Origin of the sequence: Streptomonospora alba (genome assembly GCF_000826685.1) — a bacterium.
GTDB lineage: Bacteria > Actinomycetota > Actinomycetes > Streptosporangiales > Streptosporangiaceae > Streptomonospora > Streptomonospora alba.
In genome coordinates this window covers 67,114-83,243 of record NZ_JROO01000021.1, presented here as the reverse complement: position 1 = coordinate 83,243, position 16,130 = coordinate 67,114, and the positions used below count along the sequence as shown (strand labels likewise).

At 74.3% G+C, this 16,130-nt stretch carries 17 protein-coding genes and 1 riboswitch; of the genes, 12 read left to right on the top strand and 5 right to left on the bottom strand.

Features of this window, described 5'->3' with window-relative positions; genetic code table 11:
• Positions 1–36: 36 nt before the first annotated feature.
• A riboswitch (FMN riboswitch) is annotated at positions 37–167 on the top strand.
• 115 nt (positions 168–282) lie between these two features.
• The 9 genes from LP52_RS12065 (at position 283) to LP52_RS12030 (ending at position 7,948) form a co-directional block, all read left to right on the top strand.
• The gene (locus LP52_RS12065; protein WP_040273323.1) at positions 283–897 is read left to right on the top strand and encodes a riboflavin synthase; all 615 of its coding nucleotides are present in this window, start codon (positions 283–285) and stop codon (positions 895–897) included.
• Between the two features lie 107 nt (positions 898–1,004).
• Positions 1,005–2,360: a bifunctional 3,4-dihydroxy-2-butanone-4-phosphate synthase/GTP cyclohydrolase II gene (locus LP52_RS12060; RefSeq protein WP_040273321.1), complete on the top strand. Its 1,356-nt coding sequence runs from the start codon at positions 1,005–1,007 to the stop codon at positions 2,358–2,360.
• Between the two features lie 87 nt (positions 2,361–2,447).
• Positions 2,448–2,945 carry a 6,7-dimethyl-8-ribityllumazine synthase gene (gene ribH, locus LP52_RS12055; protein ID WP_040273319.1) on the top strand — a complete coding sequence of 166 codons (498 nt, stop codon included), beginning with the start codon at positions 2,448–2,450 and terminating at the stop codon, positions 2,943–2,945.
• Positions 2,946–3,066: 121 nt separating this feature from the next.
• Complete coding sequence (locus LP52_RS12050) at positions 3,067–3,477, top strand: PH domain-containing protein (protein ID WP_084723140.1); 411 nt, start codon at positions 3,067–3,069, stop codon at positions 3,475–3,477.
• An 82-nt stretch (positions 3,478–3,559) separates the two neighbouring features.
• Positions 3,560–3,682, top strand: coding sequence for a hypothetical protein (locus LP52_RS28755; RefSeq protein ID WP_274518807.1), 123 nt, complete (start codon positions 3,560–3,562; stop codon positions 3,680–3,682).
• Between the two features lie 179 nt (positions 3,683–3,861).
• Positions 3,862–4,803 carry an AAA family ATPase gene (locus LP52_RS12045; protein WP_084723134.1) on the top strand — a complete coding sequence of 314 codons (942 nt, stop codon included), beginning with the start codon at positions 3,862–3,864 and terminating at the stop codon, positions 4,801–4,803.
• 5 nt (positions 4,804–4,808) lie between these two features.
• Positions 4,809–5,939: a vWA domain-containing protein gene (locus LP52_RS12040; protein ID WP_238580876.1), complete on the top strand. Its 1,131-nt coding sequence runs from the start codon at positions 4,809–4,811 to the stop codon at positions 5,937–5,939.
• A complete protein-coding gene (locus LP52_RS12035) occupies positions 5,932–7,092 on the top strand; it encodes an XdhC family protein (protein ID WP_052809753.1) in 1,161 nt (386 codons plus the stop codon). Before LP52_RS12040 ends, LP52_RS12035 begins: the two co-directional genes overlap by 8 nt.
• A 214-nt stretch (positions 7,093–7,306) precedes the next feature.
• Entirely contained in the window at positions 7,307–7,948 is a 642-nt protein-coding gene (locus LP52_RS12030; protein WP_052809752.1) for a nucleotidyltransferase family protein, read from the top strand.
• A 39-nt stretch (positions 7,949–7,987) separates the two neighbouring features.
• On the opposite strand, the gene LP52_RS12025 is transcribed toward LP52_RS12030, so the two are convergent.
• From LP52_RS12025 to LP52_RS12015, 3 genes are all read right to left on the bottom strand, one after another.
• A complete protein-coding gene (locus LP52_RS12025) occupies positions 7,988–8,893 on the bottom strand; it encodes an aldose 1-epimerase family protein (protein WP_040273314.1) in 906 nt (301 codons plus the stop codon).
• A gap of 129 nt (positions 8,894–9,022) precedes the next feature.
• Positions 9,023–11,713 (bottom strand): protein kinase domain-containing protein, encoded by a 2,691-nt coding sequence (locus LP52_RS12020; protein ID WP_040273312.1) that lies wholly within the window; start codon positions 11,711–11,713, stop codon positions 9,023–9,025.
• 240 nt (positions 11,714–11,953) lie between these two features.
• Positions 11,954–12,547 carry a TetR/AcrR family transcriptional regulator gene (locus tag LP52_RS12015; RefSeq protein WP_040273311.1) on the bottom strand — a complete coding sequence of 198 codons (594 nt, stop codon included), beginning with the start codon at positions 12,545–12,547 and terminating at the stop codon, positions 11,954–11,956.
• A 76-nt stretch (positions 12,548–12,623) separates the two neighbouring features.
• On the opposite strand from LP52_RS12015, the gene LP52_RS12010 reads away from it, so the two are divergent.
• Complete coding sequence (locus tag LP52_RS12010) at positions 12,624–13,040, top strand: VOC family protein (protein ID WP_040273310.1); 417 nt, start codon at positions 12,624–12,626, stop codon at positions 13,038–13,040.
• A gap of 118 nt (positions 13,041–13,158) precedes the next feature.
• Here LP52_RS12010 and LP52_RS12005 read toward each other — a convergent pair whose 3' ends face one another.
• The gene (locus LP52_RS12005; RefSeq protein ID WP_040273308.1) at positions 13,159–13,479 is read right to left on the bottom strand and encodes a DUF2470 domain-containing protein; all 321 of its coding nucleotides are present in this window, start codon (positions 13,477–13,479) and stop codon (positions 13,159–13,161) included.
• A gap of 139 nt (positions 13,480–13,618) precedes the next feature.
• On the bottom strand, positions 13,619–14,161 hold the full coding sequence (locus LP52_RS12000) for a YceI family protein (protein WP_040273307.1): 543 nt from the start codon (positions 14,159–14,161) through the stop codon (positions 13,619–13,621).
• Between the two features lie 249 nt (positions 14,162–14,410).
• Between LP52_RS12000 and LP52_RS11995 the strand changes: the two genes are divergently transcribed.
• A complete protein-coding gene (locus LP52_RS11995; protein ID WP_040273306.1) occupies positions 14,411–15,115 on the top strand; it encodes an SseB family protein in 705 nt (234 codons plus the stop codon).
• 98 nt (positions 15,116–15,213) lie between these two features.
• Positions 15,214–16,080, top strand: coding sequence for an A24 family peptidase (locus tag LP52_RS11990; RefSeq protein WP_040273304.1), 867 nt, complete (start codon positions 15,214–15,216; stop codon positions 16,078–16,080).
• The last annotated feature ends 50 nt before the right edge of the window (positions 16,081–16,130 follow it).

Below are 16,130 nucleotides of genomic sequence, written 5' to 3'. Positions count from 1 at the left end.
GGACGTGGCAGACTGTTGGAAAGAAACGTTGACACAACGCGTGCTCCGGGGTCGGTGAAAGTCCGAACCGGCGGTGACAGTCCGCGACCCGGCCGAGGCCATCGGCCGGTTGAACCGGTGGAATTCCGGTACCGACGGTGAAAGTCCGGATGGGAGGCAGTACGCGTGGGATCGACCGAGCCGCGGGCCCTGCGTCCGCTGTACCCGGTTCTCCCCGGGCGGAGCTGACCGCCTGCAGACCATTCCCCGGAGCCCTGAGCCGGGTAAGGGGATGGATGGAACGTGTTCACCGGAATCGTCGAAGAACTCGGTGAAGTCACCGCGATCGAGCAGGCGGGCGACGTCGCGGGCGACGCCGTACGGCTGACCGTGCGGGGCCCGATCGTCACCGCCGACGCCGAGCACGGCGACTCCATAGCCGTCAACGGGGTCTGCCTGACCGTCACCGCCGCATCCGGCGACAGCTTCAGCGCCGATGTGATGAAGGAGACGCTGGACCGCTCCGGCCTCGGTGCGCTCACCGCCGGATCGCCGGTCAATCTGGAGCGCGCCGCCAAGGTCTCCGACCGCTTGGGCGGCCACATCGTGCAGGGCCACGTCGACGCCAAAGCCGAGGTCGTCGAGCGCATCAGCGGTTCCCGCTGGGAGACCGTCCGGTTCTCGCTGCCGGCCGACCTGGCCCGCTACGTCGTCGAGAAGGGCTCCATCACCGTCGACGGTGTGAGCCTGACGGTCGCCTCCGTGGACGGCGACAGTTTCACCGTCAGCCTCATCCCCACCACGCTCGACCTCACCACGCTGGGCACCAAGGGCATCGGCGCGCCGGTGAACCTCGAGGCCGACGTCATCGCCAAGTACGTCGAGCGCCTGGTGACCCACGCACAGGCGGGCGCCTGATGAGCGGGCAGGCCGGCGCCGGGCGCGCGCAGAGCGCGGCGTCCGCACCGCCCGCCCCCGCAGCCGCCCCCAGCACCGCAGGCCACGGTCAAGGAGTCCCCGCAGCGATGACCGGAATCACCACCGAAAAGCCCGCGTCCACCGATGCGCACCGCCCCGCGCGCGCCTCCGCGGCGGGATCGCCCGCGTCCCTGCTCGACGACGTCGCCGGGGCGATCGCCGACATCGCCGCCGGGCGCCCGGTGGTCGTGGTCGACGACGAGGACCGCGAGAACGAGGGCGACCTCGTCTTCGCCGCCGAGGCCGCCACCCCCGAGCTGCTCGCCTTCACCGTCCGCCACACCTCGGGGCTGATCTGCGTGCCCATGCTCGGCGAGGACCTGGACCGGCTGCAGCTCCCGCTGATGACGGCCGACAACCAGGACGGCCTGGGTACCGCCTACACCGTCACCGTGGACGCGCGCACCGGCGTCACCACCGGCATCTCCGCCGCCGACCGGGCCCGCACCGTCAACCTGCTGGCCGGAGCCGACACCGAGTCCGGCGACCTCGCCCGACCCGGCCACGTGCTCCCGCTGCGCTACAGGCCCGGCGGCGTGCTGACCCGCCGCGGCCACACCGAGGCCTCGGTCGACTTGGCGCGCCTGGCGGGTAGGCGGCCCGCCGCCGTCATCGCCGAGGTCGTCCAGGACGACGGCGCCATGGCCCGCCTGCCGCGGCTGCGCGAGTTCGCCGACGAGCACGGCCTGCGTGTGATCTCCATCGAGCAGCTGGTGCACCACGTCGAGGCGACGGGAACGGCGAGCGCGATCTCGGCTCCCGCAGCTCCCACCTCCGCCCCCGTCGCCCGGCCCCCGCTGGTCGAGCGCGTGGTCGAGACCCGCATACCCAACAGCCACGGCCAATGGCGCGCCGTGGGCTACCGCGGCACCGCCGACGGCGCCGAGCACGTCGCCCTCGTCCTCGGCGATCCCACCGAGGGGCCCGACCCGCTGGTGCGCCTGCACTCGGAGTGCCTGACCGGAGACGCCTTCGGGTCTCACCGCTGCGACTGCGGCGCTCAGCTGGAGGCCGCCATGGGCGCCATCGCCGCCGAGGGCAGCGGCGTCATCGTCTACCTGCGCGGCCACGAGGGACGCGGCATCGGGCTGCTGCACAAGCTGCAGGCCTACCGGTTGCAGGACTCCGGCGCCGACACCGTCGACGCGAACCTGGAGCTGGGACTGCCCGCCGACGCCCGCGACTTCAGCGCCGGCGCGGCGGTCCTCGCCGACCTGGGCACCTACTCCGTGCGGCTGCTCAGCAACAACCCCAAGAAGACCGACGGGCTCAGCGAGCACGGTGTCGCCGTCACCGAGCGCATCCCCATGCCCAGCGCCGTCACCACCGACAACCTTCGTTACCTGCAGACCAAGCGCGACAGGATGGGCCACGACCTGCCGGGCATCGTCGCCGCCACCTGAGCGTCCGCCCCAGGCCGCCGGCGGGCCGCCCCCCGCGCCCGGCGCCGGCCGGACCCGCCACAGCCACCACAGCCGGAAGGAACCCCGATGAGCGGAACAGGACGCCCCGAGGAACACCCCGTCGACGCCGCCGGCGTGCGCGTGGGCGTCGTCGCCACCCGCTGGAACGCCGAGGTCGTCGACCCCATGCTCGCCCGCGCCCGCGAGGCCCTGGCGCACTGGGGCGCCGAGGAGCCCGACGTGGTGCGCGTGGCCGGCGCGATCGAGGTCCCCGTCGTCGCCCAGCAGCTCGCCCGCACCCACGACGCGGTCGTGGCGCTGGGCGCGGTGATCCGCGGCGGCACGCCGCACTTCGACTACGTCTGCCAGTCGCTGACCCAGGGCCTGACCGAGGTCGCGCTGGCGGAGTCCACCCCCGTCGCCAACGGCGTGCTCACGTGTGATAGCCAAGAGCAGGCCCGCGACCGCGCGGGCCTGCCCGGAAGCCGCGAGGACAAGGGCTGGGAGGCCGCCACGGCGGCCCTCGACACGGCAGCCGTCCTGCGAAGCCTGCGCGCCGCCGACGGCCAGCGGGTCGCCGGGTAGCGGCGACGCGGATGACGGGCCGGACGCCGACGATGTGAAGCGAGGAGACGCAGACACCGTGGACGAGGACGCGTCGGAACGGCAGCCGCCCCCGCTGCCGGTGACCTGGCGGCCGCGCAACATGCGCCTCGTCGGCTACGCGCTGGCCGCGCTCATCGTGCTGACGATGGTGGCGCTGGCCGTGGTGCTTCCAGACGACTGGCGGCTGTCGGACCGGCTGGGCCTGGCCGCCCTCGGCGTCGTCGGCGCCGGCGGGCTGCACCTGCTGGCCCGGCCGCGCCTGCAGGCGACCGAGACCCGCGTGACCGTGGTCAACTGCATCCGCACCCACGTACTGGAGTGGCCGGAGATCCTCGACGCCCGCATGCCGATCGGCGAGCCCTGGCCCACCGTCGACCTCGCCGACGGCTCCACGCTGGGGGTCATGGGCATCCAGAGCAACGACGGCGACCGAGCCCGCAGGGCTTTGGAGGACTTCCGACTCCTGCTGCGCGCCCGCGGAGAGGCCGAGGAGCCCCGACCGCCGCAGTGACCGGTCCCACCGCGTGCCGACCCGCCGCGGTGGTCCGCGCCCGAGGCTGGACATCCCCGCCGGAACGGTGCTTCATGGGGGCATGGAAACCGAATCCGGCCACCGTCGTCCGCGTCCGCGCAACGCCCGCGCGAAGGTGCTGCTGTGGACGGCCGTAGCCACCATCGCCGCCTACGACTCGCTGCTGGACCGCATCGTCCTCTGACCGGGCCCCTTCGGCCGGTCGGCCCCCGCGACCGGGCCGACACGCGTGCCCGCCGCCGGTATCCGCACACGTCGACGACGGCGTGCGCCGCGGCTTGTCGACTCTTGTGCCCGCTGAAGCTCCCGCCGTAGCCTTCCGACCGTCTAGCCTGGGCCCTAGCAGGAGGGGAGGCCCGGACGTTGACTGACGCACCGCCCACCGCCGAGGCGATCACCGGTCCCGAGGAGTTCGGCCGCCGGCTCGACGCGCAGGACTACCTGGCCGACGACGGCGCGGCCACCGCCTGCTTCCTGGCCGCCCGCATGGGGCGCCCGCTCTTCCTCGAAGGCGACGCCGGCGTCGGCAAGACCGAATTGGCCAAGGCCCTGGCCGCCGCACTCGGCGCGCCCCTGATCCGGCTGCAGTGCTACGAGGGCATCGACGCCGCCCAGGCCCTCTACGACTGGGACTACCCGCGCCAGCTGCTGCACCTGCGCGCCGCCCAGGCCGCCGGTGCCGGCAACGACGCCGACCAGCTGGAATCGGGGCTGTACGACCGCCGCTTCCTGCTCGCCAGGCCCCTGCTGCGCGCCCTGGAGGCCAGCTCCACCGGCCCCTGCGTGCTGCTCGTCGACGAGATCGACCGCGCCGACGACGAGTTCGAGGCGTTCCTGCTGGAGTTCCTCTCCGACTTCACCATCTCCATCCCCGAGCTGGGCACCGTGCGCACCGACACCCCGCCGGTGGCGGTGCTGACCTCCAATCGCACCCGCGAGGTCCACGACGCGCTCAAGCGCCGCTGCCTCTACCACTGGATGCCCAACCCCGGCTTCGAACGCGAGGTCGCCATCATCCGCCGCCGGCTGCCCGACGCCGCCGACCGGCTCGTCCACCAGGTCGCCGCCGCCGGCCAGCGGCTGCGCGACCCCGCCGGCGAAGGCCTGGACCTGGTCAAACCGCCCGGCGTGGCCGAAACCATCGACTGGACCGCGGCCTTGGTGGCCTTGGGCGCCCACCAGCTCGACCCCGACGCTGCGGCCCGCAGCCTCGGCGCGCTGATCAAGCACCGCGAGGACCACGAAGCCGTCCGGGCCAAACTCGGGTCTCTGCTCAACGGGCACGACCGGGCACCGGTGGGGTGAGCTCCGTGGAGCCGGCCGCCCGTGACGCCACCGAAACCCTGATGGGGTTCGTCCGCACGCTGCGCGCGGCGGGAGTCGGCGCCGACACCGGCCGCGCGGCCGCCTTCCTGCGTGCCGTCGACACCCTCGACGTCACCCGCCCCGAACCCGTCTACTGGGCCGGCCGGCTCACCCTGTGCTCCTGCGGGACCGACCTCGCCCGCTACGACGCGTGCTTCGTCCACTACTTCGGCACGCGTCCCGCGCCCGCCCGGACCACCCGCACGGTTTCCACCACCGTGCCGGCCATGTGGAACCCGCCGGCCGCCGCCGAGGGCGACGACGCCGACACCACCGGGCTGCTCGCCGCCGGCGACACCGAGGTGCTGCGCTCGGCCGACATCGCCTCGCTCACCCGGGAGGAGCGCGCCGAGGTGGCCCGCTTGATCTCGCGCATCAGCGCCGACCGCCCCCAGCGCCGCACCCGCCGCCTCGAACCCGCCGCGCACGGGCGGCTGGACCATCGCCGGATGCTGCGCGCCGCGCTGCGCACCGGCGGCGAGCCGCTGCGGCTGCCGCGCCGCCACCCCTCGACGCGGGCGCGCCGCGTCGTGCTGCTCATCGACATCAGCGGCTCCATGTCGCCCTACGCCGACGCGCTGCTGCGCCTGGCCCACGTCGTGGTGCGCGGCCACCCGCGCCACACCGAGGCCTTCAGCGTGGGCACCCGGCTCACCCGCCTCACCCCCCAGATGCGGGTGCGCGATCCCGGCGCCGCTCTCACCGCCGTGGCCGAGGCCATCCCCGACTGGAGCGGCGGCACCCGGCTCGGCGGCGAACTCAAGGAGTTCCTGGACCTCTACGGGCGCCGCGGCGCCGCCCGCGGCGCCCTGGCGATCATCGCCTCCGACGGCTGGGAGCGCGGCGACGCCTCGCTGCTGGAGACGCAGATGGCCCGGCTCGCCCGGTTGGCCCACCGGGTGGTGTGGGTCAACCCTCACAAGGCCCAGCCCGGCTACGCGCCGCTCACCGCGGGGATGCGGGCCGCCTGGCCGCACATCGACGAGTTCGTGTCCGGCCACAGCCTGGACGCGCTGGAGCAGCTCGCCACCGCCGTGATCGGCGGTCGGCACGAGGGAGGAGGGCCCCGTGCGTGATATCCGCGCCGCCGTCGCCGAGATGTACGCCGCCGGCGACACGTTCGCCCTGGCCACGGTCATCGACACCTACAGCAGCGCACCGCGCGAAGCAGGAGCGGCCATGGCCGTCGACCCTGGAGGCGAGGTGGCCGGCAGCGTCTCCGGCGGCTGCGTCGAAGGAGCCGTGTACGAGCTCGCCCAGCAGGTCGTCTCCAGCGGAGAGCCCGCCCGCGCCACCTACGGCGTCAGCGACGACGAGGCCTTCGCCGTCGGTCTGACCTGCGGCGGCACCCTGCACGTGCTGGTTGAACCCGTCGACCCGGCCCGGCATCCGAACCTGGGGGCGGTCATCGCCGACATCGAGTCGCATCGCCCGGTCGCCGTGGCCACCGTCGCCGGAGGGCCCGGCCGCCTGGGCGCACGCCGGGTGATCTGGCCCGACCGCGCCGAGGGCGACCTGGGCGGTCACCGCCTGGAGGCCGCGGTCGACGACGACGCCCGCGGAATGCTGGCCCAGGGCAGCACCGGCATCCTGCGCTACGGCGCCGACGGCCAGCGGCGCGGCGACGAACTGGAGGTGTTCGTGCAGTCCTTCGCCCCGGCGCCGCGCATGCTCGTCTTCGGAGCCATCGACTTCGCGGCCGCCGTCGCCGACATCGGCGCCTACCTGGGCTACAGGGTCACCGTGTGCGACGCGCGCCCGGTCTTCGCCACAGCCAAGCGCTTCCCGCGCGCCGACGAGGTCGTGGTGAAGTGGCCGCACGTCTTCCTCGCCGAGGTCGAGGCCCAGATCGACGAGCGCACCGCCGTCTGCGTGCTGACGCACGACCCCAAGTTCGACGTGCCCGTGCTGGAGGTGGCGCTGCGTACCCCGGCCGGCTACATCGGGGCGATGGGCAGCCGCCGCACCCACGAGGACCGCCTGGCCCGGCTGCGCGAGGCGGGGGTCGAGGAGGAGAAGCTCGCGCGGGTGCGCTCACCCATCGGGCTCGACCTGGGCGCGCGCACGCCCGAGGAGACCGCCGTCTCCATCGCCGCCGAGCTCATCCAGACCCGGTGGGGCGGCAGCGGGCGCCCGCTGTCCACCACCTCGGGCCGCATCCACACCGAACCGCTCGCAGCCGCGGGCGCGGACGACGAACCCCGGATTCCGACTGCGGGCTCGCGGTGACGCCCTGCCGCCGCGGGCCGCGCGATCCCGCCCGGAGCGGCGACACGCCCGGCAGGGCCCGGCTCCAGGCGGCCGGAAGCGGTCACGTCGGCACGTAATCCCGGTCGCCGACCCGCCCGGATCTCCCCCAGGACGGGGGGAGCGGGGCGCGGAGCGCGGGGTAGGGCGCGCAAGCGCCGGACGCCGCGCAGGCCCGGCGTGGCATTATCGCGGCATGACGACACGCGAGCAGGGCGAGGGCGGCGCGGGCACGGCGCCGATCGCCGGACTGCTGCTGGCCGCGGGAGAGGGGCGCCGCTTGGGCCGCCCCAAGGCACTGGTGGAGGTCGCAGGTGAACGGCTCGTCGACCGGGGTGCGCGCACGCTGCGCGAAGGCGGCTGCGCACCGGTCTACGTGATCACGGGGGCGGTCGAGGCCGACGTCGAGCACGCGGCCGCAGTGCACAACCCCGGTTGGCAGAGCGGACTGGGTTCGTCGCTGCGGGTGGGCCTGGAGACCCTGCCCGAGGAGGTCGACGCCGTCGTCGTGGGGCTGGTCGACCAGCCCCTGGTGACCGCCGCAGCCGTGCGGCGGCTTCTTGCGGCCCACGCCGAGGGTGCGCGCGCGGCCGTGGCCACCTATTCCGGCAACCTGCGCAACCCCGTGCTGCTGGGCCGCGAGCATTGGCCCAGCGTCCATGCTCTCGCCGAGGGCGACGTGGGAGCGCGCCCGTTCCTTCGCGCCTACTCCCACCTGGTCACCAACGTCGCCTGCGACGACGTGGCCAGCCCCGACGACATCGACACCCCCGAGGACCTCGCACGACTCGAGTCCTGCCTGGCCGAGCAGGGGGCCGCCCCGCCTCCCTGCGGCTGACGGCCGGGCGCCGCGGCCCCCGTGCCCGGCTCCGGGGGATCAGGGGTGGGGCAGGCGCACGATGCCGAAGCGGGAGGCGGTCTCTTCGCCCGGTTCCAGGACCGTCAGGTCGGTGCCGGAGTTGAACGCGTCCGGCGGGCAGGTCATCGGCTCCACCGCGAGCCCGCGCCGGTTCAGCCCCTCGGACAGCCCCTCGGCGCTGAACACCTGCAGCCAGCCGCACGAGGAGTCGGCCCACACCCCCATGGACGCTCCGCCCGAGGTGAGCACCGTCCAGGCCAGGCCGTCGGGGTCGCGCTCCAGGTCGGTGAACGCGGTGTCGAAGGCCGTGGCCCCGACGGGCCGCGGTGTGCGGAAGTCGTGCTCGGTGCCCTCGACGTGTTCCGGGGCTCCCGCGGGCAGCAGCCGCTCGTCTACGGGCAGCCGGCGGGAGGCGGGCAGCTTCAGCACCGCCTCGTCCATGGGCGCCGCGACGGACAGGAACGGGTGGGCGCCCATGCCGTAGGGAGCGGCGGAGTCGCCGGTGTTGCGTGCCGCGAGGGTCACCGACAGACCGCCGGACGCCTCCAGTTCGTACTCCGCGGACAGCTCCAGGCGGTAGGGGTAGCCCTCGGCGCCGTCGAGCACGCAGGTCAGCCGGGCCCGGTCGGAACCGATCTCCACCGGCAGCCACGGCTTGTCATAGGCCAGCCCGTGAAGCGCCGTGCCGCGCCGGGGCTCGGTGACCTCCAACCGGTGCTCGACGCCCTTGAAGGTGTAGCGGCCGTCGCGGATCCGGTTGGGCCAGGGTGCAAGCAGCAGGCCGTGCGAGGCCGGGGGCGGTTCGTCGGGCGGGCACCGCCAGATCAGCTCCTGCTCTGCGAAGGCGAGTCGGCACATCGCCGCGCCTCGGCGGCCGATGGCCGCCCGGTATTCTCCCGCCGCCAACTCGATCGCATCGCCCACCAGAATGCCGCCCTTTCCGATCCGCTACGGGTCCGGGGCGATGATAGTGCCCGCTTCCGCGCCGTCGGGACCGGCCCACCGCCGCAGCGTCCCGATCGACGTCCCGCCGGCTCCCGGCGCCGCCGCCCCTCAGCCGAGGAGGTTGTACAACGGGATCAGCACGCCCGCGCCCACCATCAGCAGCCCGGTGGACGCCAGGACCAGCAGCATCAGCACCGACCCCGCGACCGCGAGCCGATAGGCCGTCAGCCGCGTGCGTGCGCGGCCGCGGCCGGCCGCCGTGCGGCCCAGTACCACCAGCAGCACCGCCAGCACCATCGGCAGCCACCACCGGTCCCCGGCCTGCGCCGGCAGCAGCCCCACCGCCGCGTCGGCGGCGCCGGCCACCGCCGAAACCACGGCGCTGCCGGAGAACTCCACAAAACCGGCGTAGGCGTCGGCCAGCGGACCGGGACGGTCGGGGTAGAAACCGTCGGCACGCAGCAGCCGCCCCAGCCCGTCGACGACGCCCGACACCGCGGCGGGGTAGGCGAACCTGCGGCAGCGGCCGGCGCCCTCCGCCCGTTCGAGCTGGTGCATGCTCCGATTGACGCGCCTGCGCTCCTTCTCCTCGCGGCGGTGCGCCTTGCGCTGCTCGGCCTCGGTGAGCGGACGGCCGTAGGGCGCGCCGGGCCGGCCGTAGGGTGTCGCGCCCCACGGCGCCCCGGAGTCCGGCTCTCCAGACCGGGTGCGCGGGCCGCCCACGCGCTCCCGCACGCGCTGCCAGCGGTCACCGACGGCGTCGGTGACCGCCGCCCAGCGGTCGCGCCGCCGCACGCGGTTCTCCTCCTTCTCCCGGTCGCGCTCCGCGGCGCCGAGGCGCGCGGCCACCGGAAGCAGCAGCGAGGCGGTGACCAGCGCCGCGTTTCCGGCGACCTCGCCGGAGCGCCGGCGCAGCCCGATGTCGCGCTGCCCGCGCCACCAGTCCACGTGGGGGGCCGGACTGCGATGGCGCGGATGCCACGACTGCGCGCGCAGGCGTCCGCGCTCGCGTCCTGCCGCCTCGGGGTCGAGGACCAGTTCGGCGGCGAGGGCCCAGGCGGAGTCCCAGGCGAACCGCGGCAGGTCGGCGGCGCCGGCGGCCGCGGCCGGCCCCGACGCCAGTCCCTGCGCCGTGGCCTCGACCTGGCGCATGATCAGCGGAACCTCGTGCTGGACGTGCTCCAGCGGCGCGCAGCGGCCGGCCCCCTCGGCGCGGCAGCCGGGGTGGCCGCACCAGTGCCGCGCCGCAAGGTCCAGCGCTCCCAGCTCCAGGGCCTCGCGCAGCACGGCGTGCCTGCTGGAGCCGCCGCGGGCCAGCGCAAGCACGCCCTCGGCACCGACCTCCAGACCGCGGAAGCGCGGAGGCATACCCGGCACGAAGCGCGCCGCCAGCGCGCTGATGGCCAGGTGCACCCGTTCGGGATGGGCGTCGAGGTCGGTGAGGTAGGTGCGGTCGAAGGTGTAGTCGTTGACCTCGCGGTCCAGCCAGGTGCGCAGCGTCGGCCAGTGGGTGCGCAGCCACACCTCGCCCCGGTCCCACCGGTCCAGCAGGTCGAAGGCGAGGCTGGGCGGGTCGTCGTGGGAGGCGTCGGCGAAGCGGACGGGCGCGTGCCGGCGAGGCCGCGCGATGCTGGGGCGCTCGCCGGCCAGCCATTGGCGGACCTCGGCATGGCCCCACCGGGCCGACGGGGCGGGGGTGAGCAGTCCGCGCACCAGCAGCCGCCACGACTCGTCGGTGACGGCCGAGACGTCGACCTCGCTCCTGCGCGCCGTCAGCCAGCTCTCGCCGCCCTCGGGACGCCGCCCGGTGAGCAGTTCGTGCACCATGACGCCGAGGGACCACCACGCCGCCGGCGCCTCCCGGCGCCCCTCGACCACCTCGGGGGCCGCGTAGGCCTCGGTGACGGCCAGGCCGCCGTAGACCCGGCTCATCGTGGCCCGCACCGCGCCGCCGAAGTCGGTCAAAGCGAACACTGCGGGGTCGGCGGAGCGGATCAGCAGGTTCTCGGGCTTGACGTCGGTGTGATTGTGCTGCAACTGCTCCTGCCAGTGGTGCAGGCAGTCGGCGACGGCTGCCACGACGGCGCGCGCCGCCGCGTCGTCGACCGGGGCATGATCGATGATCGAGCGCAGCGATCCGGCGGGGAAGTACTCCTGGGCCTCCCATGCCACCTCCTCGCCCCAGGAGCTGCGGGCGCGGCCGTAGCCGTGGATGGCCGGGGTGTGGGGGTCCTCTCGGCCGCGGGCCTGCAGCCGGTCGAGTAGTTCGCGGTTGACGTCGTGGCCTGGGCGGTACACCTTCAGCGCCACGCGCCGCCGGACCTCCTGCTCCCCGGTGCCGCCGGAGCCCGCGCGGCTCCGCTTGTGCCCGGCCCCGGCGGGCTCGGCGAGGTAGACGACGGCCTCGCCGCCGGCGCCGATGCGCTTCAGCACGGCGTAGCTGCGGCGCAGCTCGGCGGGAACCGCGTAGTCGATGTCGCCGGCCGGGCCCACCACCACGCGCGCGAGAAGCCGCGGGAACCAGGCGAACAGCACGGCCGCCGACCGGCGCCACCAGGGCCGCCCGGGCGTACCGGACGAGCCCGGCGCCCCGAGGGCCGGGGCCGGACGCGTCAGCGCGCGGGTGCGTGCGGCGGCGGGAACGGTGTCCGGCACAGCCGGGTTCCCGCCGGTGCGCGGGTGCAGGACGCGAGTGACCCACCGGGTGCGGGCGCGGTCGGCGTCGAGCCGGGTGGTCGCGTCGGCCGGTGCGATGTTCCGGGTGGGCGAGTCGGGGTCTGCGGACTCGGGATCGACCATCGTGGTTGCGGCGCTCTCGGGGAACTCGCTGGTGCCGCGGCGGCGGCTGAGGAGACGGCGCCGCGCCGGGCCTGGTGCCTCCAGCTTAGGCGAGCCCGAGGCGACAGGGCATGCCCCGCGCCCCGGACCGTTCCCTTAGTGGTCGGCTCCTGACGTCGTTCGGGGGCGCCCCGAGTACCGGTCGCGTGGTTTCCGCGGGGCGACGGCGGAGTGACCGCGCCCTGGGACGCGGTCGTCGAATCAGCCGATGCGCAGCGCCTGGAGCAATCGCCCCAGCGCGGCTCTGGTGTGCTCCAGGTCTTCGGGGTCGGAGGAGGACTCGAGCCACAGGGCGGCCTCGTTCATCGCCCCCGAAAGCAGGTGGACCAGCGGTTGGACCGGCTGCGGGGCGATGATGCCCGCGTCGACGAGGGAGGACAGCGCATCGGCGAGGTGGCGGGCCGAGGCGGCCTCGTCCATCGCCCGCCATCGGCTCCACCCCAGTACGGCCGGACCGTCGACAAGCATGACCCGTTGGACCTCCGGCTCGGTGGTCGCGGTGAGGAACTCCTGGCAGCCGGCGGTCAGCCGGGTCCAGGGATCGTCGTGGGCGTCGGCGGCCGCGGCCACGCGTCGGCCCACTTCCTGCTGCAGCTCTTCCAGGACGGCGCGGAAGAGGTCCGCCTTGCCTGCGAAGTGGTGGTAGAGCGCGCCCTTGGTGACCCCGGCCGCCTGGACGACGTCCGCCAGGCCCACAGCACCGTAGCCGCGGTCCGAGAACAGGCGCCTGCCCTCCCGCAGCAGCGCCTGCCGGGTCAGCTCCCGCTGCTGCGCCCGGATGCCGTGTTGCCGCATCGCACTCCTCATTGACATTCCGGTGGTATGCGAATAACGTAACTCGCATACTGATGGTATGTGAAAGGGCGCAGGCATGAAACTGACCGGCTTCTATCCCGTGATCGGCACAGCGAAGCTGCGAGAGTCCCGCGACTTCTACACCCGGCTGCTGGAGTTCGAGACGACGTTCGAGGCCGACTGGTACGTCAGCCTGCGCCGGCCGGGAGACCCCGGCTACGAGCTCGCCCTCCTCGACCACACCCACCCCACGGTCCCCGAAGGCCGCCGAGTCCCCGCACAGGGCCTGCTGCTCAACTTCGAAGTGGAGGACGTGGACGCCGAATGGGAACGGCTCGTAACCACCGAAGGGCTGCCCCCCGTCCGTGAACTGCGCAGCGAGGACTTCGGGCAGAGGCACTTCATCGTGGCCGATCCCAACGGCGTCCTGATCGACGTCATCACGCCCATCGCTCCCACCGCGGAATACTCCGAGCAGTACGTCACCGGCTGAACCCGAGGGCGTGTTCGCCGACGACCTTGCGGACACGCCCCGGCCACCGGGGCCTTCAGGGTGCGCCGGTGCGGGAAGCACACTCGGGGACGCGCACTGCACCCCGGTGCGGGCGGCCTCAGTGCTCGCCGGCCTCCTCGCCGCCGGGCGCCAGGCCCAGGCGGTCGCAGGCCTCGCGGTACATGCGCACGACCTCACGGCGCACCTGGGAGCGTTCGGCCAGCTCCTGCGACCACGGGATGCGCACCGCCACCTCCGCGCCGCCGACGAGCGCCGCGTAGTCGCCGCCTCCGCTGTCGAGGCCGGTCATCCGCGCCTCGGCGGCACCGGGAACCCCTCCCAGGGCGCGGCATATCACCAGGGTCTCGTAGGCGTGGTCGTCGTTCATGTGCGCGGTGATCGCCGAGACCGCCTCGGCCGTGAACGGTGTGTCGGGCACGGCGCTCCTCCGCTGCTCCTGTGCGACTGCGGACCCTCGTGCGCAGGGCCGCCGCTCGGCGGCTCCACGAGGATATCCGCGCGGCCCGGCGGGCGATCGTCCGCCCGCCGGGCCGCGCCGGACGCCGCCGGGCCCGCGCTCACTCTTCGAGCGTGAACTCGGCGTCGATGTCGATCCTGATCCGGTCGGCCACCACGACGCCGCCGCCGTCCATGGGCATCTCGATGTCGACACCGAAGTCGCTGCGGCTGATCTCGGTCTCGGCGTGGAAGCCGGCGCGGAGCAGGCCGTAGGGGTCGCGCGTGACGCCGTTGAACTCCAGCCGCAGCTCGATCGGCCGCGTATTGCCCTTGATCGTGAGGTTGCCCTCCATCAGGAGGTCCTCGCCGGAGGTCCGGGTGCCGGTGGATTCGAAGACCCACTGCGGATGGGTGGCGGTGTCGAAGAAGTCGGCCGAGCGCACGTGATTGTCGCGCTGCTCGTTGTCGGTGTTGATGGAGTCGGCGTCGACGGTGGCGCGCACCGACGACTGCATCGGGTCCTCGGGCACCGTCAGTTCGGCGTTGTAACGCTCGAAGCGCCCGCGTACCCGGCTGACCATCATGTGGCGCACCGAGAACCCGACGATCGAGTGCGCGGTGTCGATTCGCCAGGTGCCCGGTTGGAGCTGCTGTTCCGCCATGACGTCCCCCTGCCTGTGGCATTGCCGATCCTCGTCGCTCATTGTATTCGTGTGTGTGCCGGAAGTCGGGTTCCGCTACGGCCGCTTCGGCGGCCGCGGCGCCGGAGGCCGCCGCTCACCGCCGCCGGCCTCCACCGAGGCGCGCCGCCGAATACGCGTTCCCGCTCGACGCCGCGCCCGGTTGGTTAGGCTGGTCCAAGACATCCCGACTGGGGCGGATCCGCCCCGAAGAGCAGGAGCCTCGACCGCGTGACCCGCCCCACCATCTCCGGCGCCCAGCGCTTCCGCGACGACGACGGCTCGGCCGACACGGCCGTGGTATCCCGGCTCGAGGCCTACTCCCGCGGCGAGGCCGGCGACCGGCAGGTGCTCGCCGTGCTGGGGGAGTCCCGCCTGCTGGTGCCCGTCGTGGCCGTGGCCGGCGAGACCGAGCAGGACGACGCCGGACACACCCGCGAGAAGACCAGCGACATCGCGCTGCCGCTGATGACGGGCCAGGACGGCCGCCGCGGGGTGCTCGCCTTCACCTCCGTCGACTCCGCCCGCGCCTGGCGCGAGGACGCCCGCCCGGTGCCCGTCACGGCGGTCGACGCCTGCCGGGCCGCCATCGAGGAAGGGGCCGACGCGGTGGTCGTCGACGTCGCCGGGCCGGTCACCTACGCCGTGCAGGGCCGGTTCCTGACCACACTGGCCGAGCACGGCACCGTGCCCGCCCCCAAGGAGGATCCGCAGATCCTCGCGCTGATCTACCGCGTCACCCACACCGAGTTCGGGATCGGGCGCGTGCGCATCCACGAGTCCGAGCGCGCCGAGATCGGCATCCGCTTGGAACTGGACCGCCGCGACGACGAGTCGCTGCGGCGCGTCGCCGACCGGCTCTCCTCCGAACTCGCCCCGATGCTGCCCGGCGGGGTGGAACTGAGCGCCGTCGTGCGCGCCGAACGCCCCGAATGACCACCGGCTGCCGCGGCCGCGTCCGCCCCTCTCCGGCTCCGTCCACAGATGGCCGGGAGGAGTGGGCGCCGCACCCCGGGATCGGCTAGGTTCCGCCCATGCCCGGTATCGCCGACGCCGCTCTGGTACTGGTGCTGGGTGCCGCGGGCGCGGCGGCCGGTGCCTGCGCCGGGCGGCTGGTCCCCCTCTTCGCACGCCACGACCCCGCCTCCGACGAGGACACTCCGCCGCCCCCGCCCGCCTGCCCCCACTGCGGTGCGGCCGTCCCGTTCCTGCCGTGGCTGCCCGCGGTGCGGGTGCGCGGATTCGCCCGCAGCGGCCACTGCCCCTCCTGCGCGCAAGCCGTGCCGACCTCGGCCGCCGTCGCCGCGGCCACCGCGCTGCTGTTCGCCGCCTGCGGCGCCGCCGTCGGAGTCGCGGGCGCCGAGCACAACCCGCTGTGGCTGGCCGCGCTGCTGTTCTTCGCGGCCGTGGGCGTGCCGCTGGCGGCCGTCGACATCCGTGTGCAGCGGCTGCCCAACGCCATCGTCGGTCCCGCCTACCTCGTCGCCGTCCCCCTGGTCCTCGGCGCCGCCGTCCTGGAGCGCGCCGCCCGCGTCCCCGCGGCTCCCGGCGCGCCCGCGCTCGCCGGGGCCGATCTCCTCGCGGCGGCCGAACCGCTGGGCGGCATGGCGGGCCTGGCCGCCCTGTACTGGCTGCTGTGGTTCGTCTACCCGGCCGGCATGGGCTGGGGCGACGTCAAGATCGCGGGTCTGGTCGGCCTCCATCTCGGCTGGGCCGGGCCCGGCGCTGTGGTAGCGGGCACCCTCGCCGCCTTCGTCGCCTCCGCCGTCTACGGCCTGGCCCTGGTGGCGCTGCGCCGCGCCACCCGCCGCACCAGGATCCCCTTCGGACCGTTCATGATCGGCGGAGCGCTGGCCGCACTGCTGGTGGGAGATCTGGCGGTGGCGACCGCTGCGGTCTGACCCCGTTCCGACCCCGTCCCGGGCCGCTCGATGTGCCGCGGCGGCCCCGC

Excerpts from the sequence above, each read along its gene's own strand:
- LP52_RS12060 (WP_040273321.1), top strand. The coding sequence starts at position 1,005 with ATGACCGGAATCACCACCGAAAAGCCCGCGTCCACCGATGCGCACCGC.
- ribH (WP_040273319.1), top strand. The coding sequence starts at position 2,448 with ATGAGCGGAACAGGACGCCCCGAGGAACACCCCGTCGACGCCGCCGGC.
- LP52_RS12050 (WP_084723140.1), top strand. The coding sequence starts at position 3,067 with ATGCGCCTCGTCGGCTACGCGCTGGCCGCGCTCATCGTGCTGACGATG.
- LP52_RS28755 (WP_274518807.1), top strand. The coding sequence starts at position 3,560 with ATGGAAACCGAATCCGGCCACCGTCGTCCGCGTCCGCGCAACGCCCGC.
- LP52_RS12030 (WP_052809752.1), top strand. The coding sequence starts at position 7,307 with ATGACGACACGCGAGCAGGGCGAGGGCGGCGCGGGCACGGCGCCGATC.
- LP52_RS12020 (WP_040273312.1), bottom strand. The coding sequence starts at position 11,713 with ATGGTCGATCCCGAGTCCGCAGACCCCGACTCGCCCACCCGGAACATC.
- LP52_RS12015 (WP_040273311.1), bottom strand. The coding sequence starts at position 12,547 with ATGCGGCAACACGGCATCCGGGCGCAGCAGCGGGAGCTGACCCGGCAG.
- LP52_RS12010 (WP_040273310.1), top strand. The coding sequence starts at position 12,624 with ATGAAACTGACCGGCTTCTATCCCGTGATCGGCACAGCGAAGCTGCGA.
- LP52_RS12000 (WP_040273307.1), bottom strand. The coding sequence starts at position 14,161 with ATGGCGGAACAGCAGCTCCAACCGGGCACCTGGCGAATCGACACCGCG.
- LP52_RS11990 (WP_040273304.1), top strand. The coding sequence starts at position 15,214 with ATGCCCGGTATCGCCGACGCCGCTCTGGTACTGGTGCTGGGTGCCGCG.